This window comes from Niastella koreensis GR20-10 (genome assembly GCF_000246855.1).
Lineage (GTDB): Bacteria > Bacteroidota > Bacteroidia > Chitinophagales > Chitinophagaceae > Niastella > Niastella koreensis.
Genome location: NC_016609.1, coordinates 7,966,637 through 7,979,605, shown reverse-complemented (window position 1 = coordinate 7,979,605; position 12,969 = coordinate 7,966,637). Strand labels below are relative to the sequence as shown.

Sequence of the window (12,969 nt, the reverse complement as noted above, 5' to 3'; positions counted from 1 at the left end):
CACAACGCTTCATTATAACCAAACTATCTCAGTCACATGAACCCACTGCACAACGAGCTGAAAAAGGAATTTCAACTCGAACGGATGATCTTATTCAGCGATGCCGTATTTGCTATCGCTATCACTTTACTGGCCATTGAATTAAAGGTACCGGTTATCGTAACCGGTATTACCGATCACAAACTGGCCGAAAGCCTCAATGAAATGATCCCGAAATTCATTGGCTTTCTCATCAGCTTCTTTATTATTGGCCAGTACTGGACCATTCACCATCGCCTGTTTGGCTTTGTAGTAAATTATAATCTGCGGTTAATGTGGTTGAACCTGGTATTTTTACTGGCAGTTGTATTAATGCCGTTCACCAGTGCATTTTACAGCGAATACATAACTTATTATTTAAAAATTCCGTCCATATTCTATATCATAAACATTTGTTTCCTGGGCTTCATGAATTACCTGATGTGGCGCTATGTAAGCAATCCCAAACATGCATTAAGTGAAGGGCTGGTGAAACCGGTTGCCAACTATTATTCCATGCGGGCCATTGCCGTTCCCATCATTTTTTTATTAATGGCGCTGATGTTTTTAATTAGCCCGCATGTAGCCATCTGGATGCCGGCCATTATACCGCCGGTGATCGGGCTGCTTAGCAAGTACTATAAAAAAAGAATAATCTTCAGTGTAAACAAATAACCCATGAAAAAGCACCTCATCCTGCTTACAGCTTTTTTCCTCTTTATTGCCAACCTGTTTGCACAGGAGCCGCCTTCGTTTATAAAAGACAGCCTGGATACATATGTACAACGGGCATTGAATGACTGGAAAATTCCCGGCGTAGCCGTATGCGTGGTGAAAGATGGAAAAGTGGCGGTGATGAAAGCCTATGGGGTTAAAGAAATGGGAACCACTAACAAGGTAGATGAAAATACCTTGTTTATGATCGGCTCCAATACAAAGGCCTTTACCGCTACCGCACTGGCTATGCTGGCGGCTGATGAGAAATTATCATTAGACGATCACGTTATAAAATGGCTGCCCGATTTTAAATTATACGATCCCTGGGTTACCAAAGAAGCCAATATCCGCGACCTGCTTTGTCATCGCCTGGGTTTTGAAACTTTCCAGGGCGATTTTATGTTTTTCGATTCAGACCTCACCCTGGCTGAAGTACGTGAAAAATTCGGCCGCTTAAAGCCTAACTATAGTTTTCGCAGCCGTTGGGGCTATACCAATGCGGCCTTTATGACCGCAGGTGAAATTATACCGCATGTAACCGGAAAATCCTGGGCTGCGTTTCTTAAGGACAGCCTGTTTACTCCACTCGGCATGACCAATACATTGGCCCTTGCCAGTGAGATGAAAGTGGCAGCCAACAGAGCAACCGCACACACGCTTGTAAATGGCGTATTGCAGAAAACCCGTTATGGAAACATCGATGCCCTGGCGCCGGCGGGTAGCGTTTCATCCAGCATAAACGACATGAGCCATTGGGTTATATCGCTGTTGAATAAAGGAAAATGCAACGGTAAAGAGGTTATACCGGCAGCAGCTATTGAACAAACCCGCATACCGCACTCTGTTTTTGGTAATGGCGGCTATCCGTTCAGAAAATCCCATTTTTCATTATATGGACTTGGCTGGTTTTTGTCTGATTACAGTGGAAGAAAAATAGTGTCCCATACGGGTGGGGTAAACGGCTTTTTAACAAGCGTAATGCTTGTACCTGAAGAAAACCTGGGCATTATTGTGTTGACAAATTCAGATGACAACAGGTTTTTTACCTCGCTGCCAGATGAGATCCTGGATGCATACCTCGGCTTACCATATAATAATTACAGCCAGGAAGCTCTTGCCGCCGACAGGGCCGATAAAAAGGAGGAAGCAAATTGGCTGGCTGAAAAGAAAAAGGACATAGCTAAAAATGCCAGGTTCCGCTTGCCATTAGCTACTTATGTGGGCAATTATGAACACGAAGTATACGGTAAAATGACCATCAGGGAAGAAAATCAACAGCTGGTAGCACGCTTTGAACACCATAAGAGATGTTATGCTGTATTGGAATCAATAGATGATGCGCATTTTCTTGCTACGTTTAATGACCCCATCTACGGAATAAATGAATGGAGATTCAACTTGTATGATTCCGGAGTAAAATCGGTAACAGTTACAGTAGCCAAATTTATTGAGTTCACTCCGTATGAGTTTTATAAAAAGTAACTGTAATATTTAACCGTTTTAAGTTTTAATTAACCTGTGGCAGGGAGCCAATAAGGAAAAGAATAGGTTTCTTACGTGAAACTAATTCTTATCATGAAACCTTTATACCTGTTGGCTCCTGCCCTTTTACTAACCCGGGCCCTATGCGCTCAATCCACTGCCGAAAAACTGGCGGAATATATGGATGCCGCCTACAAAGCAAAACTCTTTAACGGGGTGGTGCTGGCAACCCGTAACGATAGCATCTTACTGGCAAAAGGATACGGCTGGCGCGATTATGAGAACCGTATTCCGCACGACACCAATTATGTTTTCTGCATTGGTTCAATTACCAAATCATTTACCAGTGTAGTTATTTTGTATTTGCGGGAGCAGGGCAAATTAAAACTGACCGATAGCCTTGGTAAATATTTTCCCGCCTATAAAAATGGCAGCAAGGTTACTTTAAAGGATCTGTTATCGCACACCTCCGGAATTATTGATTACACCGGCCAGGATAATTTTGCGGAAGACATCATTTATAAGCCATACACCCAACAGGACTTCTGGAAATACATAAAAGACGAACCGCTTGATTTTGATCCGGGCACCGCGTTCAGCTGCAGTTATTCCAATTACATGATCCTTGGTTACCTGATTGAAAAAGTTACCGGCAAATCCTATGAACAAAATGTAAGGGAGGTCATTTTCAACAAAGCCGGCATGACGCACTCAGGGTTCGATTATAAAAACTTACAAAGCCCTTATAAAACAGTAGGGTACGATGTACTGAATGATAGTGTTCATATCCGGAGTCGCATACCTGATTCAAGCGCTGCTTATGCGGCCGGTGGTATTTATTCAACCGTTGCCGATCTGTTCAGATTTCATATAGCATTACGATCAAACCGTATTATCAGCCGGCAATCGCAGGAAGAAGCGTATACAAACAATAAAGAAGGATATAACTATGGCTGGTATATCAGAGACTGGCCAAATGGAAAACTGGTTGGCTATAAAGGCGGCACTATAGGTTACAATACGCTGTTTACGCGTGGGCTTGCCAACAATTCCTGTATCGTTGCATTCAGTAACGATTTCAGCAGCAGTAATAATCCTGAATCAGATCTGAGCGCATATGACGCCGCCTTTTGGCAGATCATTGGTGGAGCCAGCAATATATATTACATCCCCAGGGTTGCCATTAAATCAAACCCGGCAACATTACCACAGTACACCGGCACCTATAAAATGGATAGCACCGCCGGCTTTATTATCGACGTTACCGTTAAAGACGATCACCTGCAGGCTATCTTCAACAATGGACAACCCTATATTTTCTATGAAGAAAAGAAAGATTTTTTCTTTACCAAACAATCCAACAGCCAGCTTGAGTTTGAACGCGATGGTAATGGAAAAATAACAGATGTGCTGTTGTATTTTAATAAACGCAAAGTGCCGCACCTGAAGATCAAATAGATTGTCACGCCTTTATTAATTATCAACCACGATTTGTAAATTGCAATATGGATCAACTTAACCTCGGCATCGGCACCCGTTTACAACACCGGCAACAAGGCCCCGGTGTAATTGTAGGTATCAGGTACGCAACATACCTGATCTCGTTTATTCATCACGGCATTAGAGAGATCGACAAAAACGACAGTAACCTGGAAGAGATCCTTCCGGAAAATGTTACTGAAGAAATAGAAACGAACAGTGAGGTAGAAAGATCGATGTTGAAAATCTTACGCCTGTGGGGTGGCTTCCAGGAGATTGTTCCCCTGGGCGATCGCTGGAAAAACGGCCTCATGATCCTACAACCGGCCGATAAAACCCAGAAGGGAAAAGAACTGCCTATTGACGTGTTCTTTCATAAAATAGTGATGCTGCGCGACCGCCTGCGCGTACTGGAGCAACAGATCAACGCCCACAAAACATTGAGCGATGAGGACAAGGTGAACCTGCAACAATACATTACCCGCATTTACGGTTCATTGACCACCTTTAATGTATTGTTCAAAAACAAAGAACAATGGTTTATTGGCGAAAAAGGGGCTACAACTGATTGATAAACGATCCGACCTGCCAGGTAGGCCACATCAGCTTGTAAATTCAGCATGTTGAGGCCTACCTGGCAGGTCAATTTCGTTATGGAAAATATTTTTTCAGTGCCTGGGCTACACCATCTTCATCATTGGAGGTGGTAACATCAAAAGCAATCTCTTTTATCGATTCTTCTGCATTTCCCATGGCAATTCCATAACCCACTGTTTGGATCATTTCTTTATCCCCTTCGCTATCGCCAATTGCCATCATGCTCTCCAATGGAATATTAAAATGCTCCGACATAAATTTTACCGATACTGCTTTTGAACAGGAGGTATCAAAGATCTCCAGCGTGGTATCCCTGGTTTTGAAAACATTCACCTGCCCATGCGCTCTTAATTGCTCATCGATCACACTAATCTTTTCCGGCGTATCGCGCAACATGATCTTATGAATATTTCCAGGCGTAAAACCTTTAATATCCATCCCATCCGGTTCCACCTTTGTACCCAGGATCTCCCGCTGCGTCCAGTAATTATCACCATTCACGTACCAGCTGTCGTAAGAGTAAAGTCCTACATATTCGATGTTCGCGTCAGTTACTTCCTTTATAATTCTCGCACTGATGTCTGAAGTAATGTGCGATTCCCGGATTATATTTTTACCATCCATAATAATCGCCCCGGTATAGGCGATTATCAATTCATTCAGCTTCAGCTGGCTGCCCACTGTATTGATCCCTTTGGGCATCCGGGCCGAAATATAGTACATGGGCGTCTTGTAAACACTTTGAACTCGTTGTATTTCAGTTGTTACATTTTTGGAAACTGCTTTTTGGGTAGTTATCAGGGTTCCATCAATATCTAAAAAAATAGCCTTTATTGTCTGTTTCAATCTGTCCCCTTTTTGTGGCAAAAATAAGCACAAGCACCAATCAAACAAATGCTGGCACATGTTTTTAACTGATGTATCCAAACAGTTACAATATGGATAAGTTAGAAATTAAAGGCAACTGGAATAAGTGGAAAGGAAAGATAAAGCAAGCCTATGGCAACTTAACAGACGATGAGATTAAATACGAAGAGGGAAAAGATGAAGAATGGATGGGCCGGATGCAGGAAAAAACGGGTAAAACCCGCGATGACCTGGTAAAATGGCTTAAATCATTAGGCTAACACTTATTTCAACAAATAAAAAAGAAGGGGCGTTTAAAACAGCTCCTTCTTTTTTTATGTACTGATCCAAAACCAACCATTATGAATCATTATTTTTCCAGCACATTAGCCAATTAGCACATTAACCAATTAGCACATTCTGCTTAATATCCCGGTCTATTTTGCGTATCTTTCACCTTACTTGAATCTTTTGTACGGCTGCTGTCCTGGTTGCTGCCTGTAACCGGCGGCTGCGGATAAGCGTTGGCAGGATCTACATGATCTACCGCATTCATTGAATCATTCGTATTGACGGTTGAATCACCTCCGGCTGCCCCTTTATTTTCACTACCATTCCCGCAAGACAGGCAACCACAGATCGCCACACCTATCAGCAACTGGTAGAAAATATTAGTCTTTTTCATAAGAATATCCTTTTATATGACTGCTGAAATAATCATTCCAGCCTGTCACGTTGCTGTAGAAATACAGCAACATTTCCCGGTTGCCAGCACAAAAACGCAGCCCAAAATGTAAAAAGGGTTTAGTAATTTCAAACACTATGAGAAAATTATTGATGGCCTGCCTGTTATTGGCAGGTATAACCTGCCTTGGTCAAAACGCCTGCGATGTGTTGATTAAGAATGGCCGTATCATCGATGGTACCGGCAACTCCTGGTTTTATGGCGATGTAGCAGTAAAAGCCGGGAAAATAATTGCCGTAGGAAAACTGACTGATTATACGGCCCCTAAAACCATCGACGCCAATAAAATGATCGTCGCGCCCGGTTTTATTGATGTGCATGCGCATGTGGAGGGCGCCATTTTTCAATGGCCTACAGCCGATAACTATATTTACGATGGTGTTACCACAGTTATAACCGGCAACTGTGGAGGTTCTGCATCCAATCTGAAAAACTTTTTTAATCGCATCGATAGCCTGCATCCTTCCATTAACATTGCTTCATTGGTAGGTCACAATACCATTCGCGACCAGGTTATGCACCACGATAACCGCCTGCCAACAACGGCAGAGCAACAGCAAATGGAATCGCTGGTGGAAGAAGCCATGAAAGATGGGGCTGTTGGCCTCAGCACCGGGCTTATTTATATTCCCGGCACATTTGCCAATACTGAAGAAGTGGTTGGACTGGCAACGATGGCATCGAGGTACAACGGCGTTTATGCCTCACATATCCGGAATGAAGAAAACAAATGCGTGGAGGCCATTAATGAAGCTATTAACATCGGCAAAGCTGCCAATATTCCCGTAGAGATCTCGCACTTTAAGATCGGAGGAAAAGGTAATTGGGGCACCAGCAACATTACGCTGGGACTGGTGCAACAGGCCCGGCAGGAAGGCTGGGATGTAACTATTGACCAATATCCCTATACGGCCAGCAGTACCAACCTTGGTGTACGCCTGCCCGACTGGGCTTTTGCCGGTGGTAACGACTCCTTAAAAATACGGCTGCACGATCCCGTATTACGCGCACAGATCAAGAAAGAAATGCTGCAGCAATTACAGAAGTACAAATTCAAAAACTACAGTTACTGTGTGGTGGCCAGTTATTCGGCCGATAGCACCTACAATGGCAAAAGCATTACCGATATTAACAAGCTGATGGGCCGCAGATCAAAAGCTACCGAAGAGGCAGAAACCATAATGGACATGGTAGAAAAAGGCGGCGCACAAATGGTGTACCACAGCATGAATGAAGACGATGTGAAATACATCATGAAGTATCCTTTTTGCATGAGTGGCGCCGATGCCGGCGTTCCGGTACCAGGCAAAGGCATGCCGCATCCCCGTGGCTATGGCACCAATGCCCGGGTGTTGGGTAAATATGTACGCGATGAAAAAGTGATCTCCCTCGAAGAAGCCATCCGCCGCATGACCTCGCTGGCAGCGCAAAAGTTCCAACTAAAAGACCGTGGGTTATTAAAAGAAGGTATGGCCGCTGATATTGTGGTTTTTGACGATAAAACCGTGAGCGATCATGCCACCTTTGAACAACCACATCAATACTCAACCGGTTTTTATTATGTGTTGGTAAATGGTCAATTGGTTGTTGACAACAGTAAACATACAGGCGCGCGTAGTGGCATTCCTTTATACGGCCCCTCGAAAAAATTCTAACTTTATTCAATGAAGAAATTCATTCTACTCCTGTTATTGCCCGTGTCATTGGTAGCTCAAACCAAAGAAGAAATAAACCAGTGGGAGCAACAGGCAAAACAGGTAACCATCATCCGTGATAATTGGGGTATCCCTCATGTTTATGGAAAAACCGATGCCGATTGCGTATTTGGGTTACTGTATGCCCAGTGCGAAGATGATTTTAAAAGAGTAGAAGCCAACTACATCGATATTTTAGGCAGAAGTGCAGAAGTATATGGCGAAAAAAACCTGTATACCGATCTGTACACCCGACTACTGATCGATTCAGCCGGCGCCAAAAGCGACTATAATAACAGTCCGGCCTGGTTAAAAAAACTATTGAACGCATTTGCAGCGGGCGTCAATTATTACCTGTACAAACACCCGGCAGTAAAACCAGCATTACTCACGCGTTTTGAACCCTGGTTTCAGTTGATGTGGACAGACGGCAGTATTGCAGCCATTCAAAGTGGCGGCTTAACCGTTGACGAATTAAAAAAGTTTTACACCAACGATCCCACTTCTACGGTTCAGGTTAAAAAAACTGAAGAAGATGAAGTAGCCACCGGTTCCAATGGATTTGCGGTGGCGCCGTCCCGTACGGCATCGGGCAATGCCATTCTGTATATCAATCCGCATGTAACGTTTTATTTCAGACCCGAAGTACATGTGATCAGTGAAGAAGGCCTGAATGCGTATGGCGCTGTAACGTGGGGACAGCTTTTTGTTTACCAGGGATTCAACGAGCATTGTGGCTGGATGCATACTTCCGGTTATTCAGATGTTTCTGATCTGTATGCAGAAACGATCAGCAAACAGGGCAGGCAATTTTATTATCAATATGAGAAAACGCAGTTACCGGTAAAACAACGTGCCGTTACGCTGAGTTACAAAGATGGCGATCAAATAAAAACAACTACCGTTAACACCTGGTATACCCAACATGGTCCCGTTATGGGCAGCCGGAATGGCAAATGGCTTAGTGTAAAAGCCAATAACCGTTCTATGAGTTCATTGATACAATCGTGGCAGCGTACTAAAGCCAACGGGTTTGAAGCGTTCAAAAAGAATATGGAGCTGTTGTCAAACGCCTCTAATAACACGGTGTTTGCAGATGACAAGGGTAACATTGCCTACTGGCATGGTAATTTTATTCCACGCCGCGATACTGCTTATGATTGGAACCAACCGGTTGATGGCAGTACAAAGGCCACCGATTGGAAGGGTCTGCATATATTGAATGAAACTATTCATTTGTATAACCCAGCCAGTGGATTTATTCAGAATTGTAACTCCACGCCATTTACAGCTTCAGGTATAAGTAGTCCGAAGAAAGCGAATTATCCGGCGTACATGTCAACTGAACCGGAAAACTTCCGTGGTATTACTGCGGCACGCTTACTGGCGAAGGCGCAAAAATTTACCATCGATTCCATAATCGCAAATGGGTATAATACTACGCTCTCAGCATTTGAAGAGTTGATCCCTGCAATGGTAAAAGCATACGATAATGAGTACCGTAAAAATAATCCCTATAATGGCAGCCTTGCAGAAGCAGTCGCTACTTTAGCGCATTGGGACCAGAAGGCAAACGATTCATCAGAAGCTACTACCCTGGCCATTGAATGGATACAAAATTTAATGCCGATAATGGCCAAAGTACAGGTAAATGGCAAGGGCGTTGACCTGGTTTCACGGGTACACATCTATGCTAATACCGCCACAGCCAATGAACTGGTGGGTACATTGCTTACTTCCATGAGTGACCTGAAAAAAAAATATGGCAGCTGGTTTACCCGTTGGGGCACTATTAACCGCTATCAACGTCTCACCGGCAATCTGGAGGAAACCTATGATGATAACAAACCGAGTTTGCCTGTAGGTATGGCAGCCAGCACCTGGGGATGTTTGCCTTCGTTTGTAAGCAAATATGTAAATGGCTCCTTAAAAAGGTATGGCTACAATGGCAACAGCTTTATTTGCGCCGTAGAATTTGGCAAGCGGGTAAAAGCAAAATCATTACTCGCTGGTGGTGAAAGCGGCGATCCCAATTCCAAACACTTCGGCGACCAGGCGAAGATGTATACGAAGGGGATATTTAAGGATGTGTTGTTTTATAAGGAAGAAGTGTTGCAACATGCAGAAAGGACGTATCGGCCGGGGGAGTGAGGTTTGAGAAACAAAAAAGCCCGTAAGGTTTCTCCTTACAGGCCTATCACTTAAATGCTACAACTTACCCCTTATAATAAGGCATATTCGCATCTGCAAACTTCTTTTGCACCGCTTCCCAGGTGTTCATGGTTTGGGTGCGCTCTTTGTTCATCGTGTTGTTTGTTTTGTTGAAGTTGTTCACAGCCTCGTTGTACTCATTCACCGTTTTATTAAAACCATCCACATCTTCTTTAGTACGGCTGCTGGTTGGCTTGGCCTCAAACGACTTCTTTGTTTTTGTGAAGTTCTCTTCCTTCAAATAAAAGTCAGTAAGCTTCGGCACATCAGCCTCCGCCATTTTCTTATAATACTTCAGCACATCGCGGCAGGCATTAGCCAGTGATGGATCGCCATTAAAGCTTTTCAACGTATCAAGGCCTTTTAACCCATCAGTGGCAAAGCGCAACAATGAATTACGCGATTGCTCTACATCATTCACCTTTTTATTATTCATGGCAGTCACCATTTCCATATCCTGCCAGTTACATTTAAAGAAGATGAGAAAAACCGAATTGGTGTAATTGTTCAGTTTACCGGCAAGGTCCAGTTTGTTGCTTAATGCATTCTGGGTACTATCTATTCGCACATTATATTTAGCGGCAAAGTCCATAGCAGTTTTGTGCAACTGGTTTGATCCTTCATTCAACTTTTCCGAAACTTTATCCTGCAACAACAGGTAGGCCGACATCGCATCAAATGATTGCTCTGCCACTTCTTCCATATCGACGATCTTTTTATAGTCTTCGTTAAAAACGCGGTAGCACAAGGTGATGTAGTCGATAGATCCTTGGCGAAGCGAGTTGTCGCCTTTGTATTTCGGCAGGTCGGTTGTTTTGTATTTGCATTGATTGATGGTCTCAATTACTTCAGCACGTAACTTCTCCACTTTACGGGCTTTACGGCCATGGGCTGCTGCGCTGAGGTATTGCATATACTTTACATCCATATCACCACGGGCTTTACTGATAGCGGTCATGTATTCACCGGGGTTTTCAATTGCCTGGCCTTGCGATGATAAGGTAATACTCATACATACCATGAGTAATAGGAGCAGGTTGCGTACAATTTTTTTCATAGCTGATTGTTTGGCTGGTATAAAAGGGTTTTTGGTTACTGTTTCATAGTTCCGAGTACCTGGTAAGCGATCTTTACATAGGCATCGGCTAACAGGTTCTCTTTCCACTCATCATCTAACTCCCCATCATGCGCGCGCTGCTTTTGTACGGCAGGCTTTACTACTTTATAAATGGCTTTGTCATCTTTGGGTTCTTTGAGCGCCTCCAGTTGTTGTTCTTTTGCTTTCTTCCGCTGCCAGGCTTCATCTATGAACAACGAAATATCATGTTTTGCGTTGGCGGTTTTTGTGTATTCTAGGTATCGTTGTACATAACTGAAGTAAGGCGAAGCTGCTACTTCTTTCTTCGCTACTGCATCTGCAGCCGCCACTGGTAACGGTGCCAGTGGCTTATAATATTTGTTTGCGTCTATAGTCGTTGGTGGCAATGCATATTTTTCATTCACCTCCCGTTCAGGAACGGCGTCGGTTAAATCGGGCAGAACGATATCTGGTTGTACTCCATGCGCCTGTGCAGTAGTGCCGTTTACCCTAAACAGCCTGGAAGTGGTAAGTTTTATATAACTGGAAGCAGCTGTTTTCCCGTTGAAGTTTTCCAGGTTAATGGTAGTGTCCATTGGCAAAACAATCTGGGCGGTAGCTTTTCCATAAGTTGGTGAGCCAACTATCAGAGCACGGTGGTAATCCTGCATAACGGCCGCCACCATTTCCGAGGCGGATGCGCTGAAGCCATTTACTAACAACAATAAGGGACCATCATAGATGGTACCACGCACGGCATCTTTTAATGTTTCGGGTTTGGGCTCCGATTTATATTTCAGCTGTGCTACCGGACCGGCATCTATAAATATCCCCGACAGTTCAACTGCTTCCTGCAACGATCCGCCGCCGTTATAGCGCAGGTCTATCATCAGGCCTTCAATGTTTTCTTTCTTTAATTTGATGATCTCTTTGGCTACGTCATTGGCGCAACCGTTTATACCCAGTGTCCCTTCCCAGTCTGAGTAAAAGGCGGGCAATGAAATGTAACCTACTTTGCGGTCACCCTGCAGGATATAACTTTTTACTTTATCCTCCTCTTTATCTTCCTGCTCTTCTAAACGTTCTTTATGTAAGGCTACCTGCCTGGTAGTACCGTCTGCTTTTTTCACGGTAATGTTAACCGTATTGCCACCGGAGGCAGCCAAGGTTCTTTCAATTTCTTCTACCTCTGCATCAGCCACATCGATAGGTTGTTTATTTTCCCATTGTATGGATTGTACCTTGTCCCCTTTATTTAAACGGCCGCTTTGATAAGCTGAGCTACCTGGTTTCAGGTAATCGATCTGCGCATGTCCGTCTTCGTCTTTGCTAAAAGTCAATCCATATTCGAGGGGCTTCTTGCCAAGCTGGCTTTCAAAATTCTCCTTGGCATCGGCTGAAAAATATGCGGTATGTGGGTCATAGGTCACCGCCAGCGCCTGGCAATACATATTGCCGATCATGAATTCAATTCCCAGCGGACTTTGCAGGATCCTTTTTACCGACCGCTTAATGGTCACATTCGCCTTTTTCCTCAGGGAAGGTTCCAGGCTGTCTACCAGTCTTTTTGTTGGCTGTTTTGTTGGAAAGGCGAGTTCGTTGTATTCCAGTATACCTGCCAGCACCGTCATCTTAAGCAGCTTATACATTTTTACATGCATAGCCGGGATGCCTGCGGGGTAAGTAGTGTCTTCCGCTACCGTATACTTTTCTTTCAGGGTGAAATTAAAAGGCGTTTTACAAATATTATCCAGCATGGTATCTGCCTGCAGCATTCGCTGTTTGTAGGTAGAAACCAATAATTCGAGGAAGTCTGATTTTTTATCCCTGATCTGGTCATCGAGTTGCAGGCGATAGGCAGACAACTTTTTTACATCGTCCTGCGAAAAGAATATGCGTTGTTGATCCAACTCCTGCATCAGCTCATTGAAGATGGCTGCCGACCGCTCATCGTCTAACGGGCGGGGTTGAATGTGAAACTTTTCCACCATGCGGCTCACCACATAAGCATCGGTAACAGCTTTTTGAATTGATTGGGCATTAACTACGTTACAGCCTGCTACAACAAGGATCAGAACAAGAAATATGCGCATATTACTTCC

Annotated in this window: 11 protein-coding genes; 7 read left to right on the top strand and 4 right to left on the bottom strand. The window is 43.9% G+C overall.

The features are described from left to right. Positions 1-36 precede the first annotated feature (36 nt). The 4 genes from NIAKO_RS37395 (at position 37) to NIAKO_RS31790 (ending at position 4,268) form a co-directional block, all read left to right on the top strand. Positions 37-693: a TMEM175 family protein gene (locus NIAKO_RS37395; protein ID WP_014222598.1), complete on the top strand. Its 657-nt coding sequence runs from the start codon at positions 37-39 to the stop codon at positions 691-693. 3 nt (positions 694-696) lie between these two features. Continuing rightward, the gene (locus NIAKO_RS31800; RefSeq protein WP_014222597.1) at positions 697-2,217 is read left to right on the top strand and encodes a serine hydrolase; all 1,521 of its coding nucleotides are present in this window, start codon (positions 697-699) and stop codon (positions 2,215-2,217) included. A 93-nt stretch (positions 2,218-2,310) separates the two neighbouring features. Further along, complete coding sequence (locus NIAKO_RS31795; RefSeq protein WP_014222596.1) at positions 2,311-3,675, top strand: serine hydrolase; 1,365 nt, start codon at positions 2,311-2,313, stop codon at positions 3,673-3,675. 47 nt (positions 3,676-3,722) lie between these two features. Continuing rightward, positions 3,723-4,268: a hypothetical protein gene (locus NIAKO_RS31790; protein ID WP_014222595.1), complete on the top strand. Its 546-nt coding sequence runs from the start codon at positions 3,723-3,725 to the stop codon at positions 4,266-4,268. Between the two features lie 79 nt (positions 4,269-4,347). Here the strand turns inward: NIAKO_RS31790 and NIAKO_RS31785 are convergent, their stop codons facing one another. After that, positions 4,348-5,139: a Cof-type HAD-IIB family hydrolase gene (locus NIAKO_RS31785; protein ID WP_014222594.1), complete on the bottom strand. Its 792-nt coding sequence runs from the start codon at positions 5,137-5,139 to the stop codon at positions 4,348-4,350. 92 nt (positions 5,140-5,231) lie between these two features. On the opposite strand from NIAKO_RS31785, the gene NIAKO_RS31780 reads away from it, so the two are divergent. Beyond that, a complete protein-coding gene (locus NIAKO_RS31780) occupies positions 5,232-5,420 on the top strand; it encodes a CsbD family protein (RefSeq protein WP_014222593.1) in 189 nt (62 codons plus the stop codon). A gap of 143 nt (positions 5,421-5,563) precedes the next feature. Here NIAKO_RS31780 and NIAKO_RS31775 read toward each other — a convergent pair whose 3' ends face one another. Next, positions 5,564-5,824: a hypothetical protein gene (locus tag NIAKO_RS31775; RefSeq protein WP_014222592.1), complete on the bottom strand. Its 261-nt coding sequence runs from the start codon at positions 5,822-5,824 to the stop codon at positions 5,564-5,566. A 137-nt stretch (positions 5,825-5,961) separates the two neighbouring features. Between NIAKO_RS31775 and NIAKO_RS31770 the strand changes: the two genes are divergently transcribed. Then, complete coding sequence (locus NIAKO_RS31770) at positions 5,962-7,539, top strand: N-acyl-D-amino-acid deacylase family protein (RefSeq protein WP_041347550.1); 1,578 nt, start codon at positions 5,962-5,964, stop codon at positions 7,537-7,539. 9 nt (positions 7,540-7,548) lie between these two features. Then, the gene (locus NIAKO_RS31765) at positions 7,549-9,729 is read left to right on the top strand and encodes a penicillin acylase family protein (RefSeq protein WP_014222590.1); all 2,181 of its coding nucleotides are present in this window, start codon (positions 7,549-7,551) and stop codon (positions 9,727-9,729) included. Between the two features lie 64 nt (positions 9,730-9,793). Here the strand turns inward: NIAKO_RS31765 and NIAKO_RS31760 are convergent, their stop codons facing one another. Continuing rightward, positions 9,794-10,846: an LIC11966 family surface protein gene (locus NIAKO_RS31760; RefSeq protein WP_014222589.1), complete on the bottom strand. Its 1,053-nt coding sequence runs from the start codon at positions 10,844-10,846 to the stop codon at positions 9,794-9,796. Between the two features lie 35 nt (positions 10,847-10,881). After that, positions 10,882-12,960, bottom strand: coding sequence for a carboxy terminal-processing peptidase (locus tag NIAKO_RS31755; protein ID WP_014222588.1), 2,079 nt, complete (start codon positions 12,958-12,960; stop codon positions 10,882-10,884). Positions 12,961-12,969 lie beyond the last annotated feature (9 nt).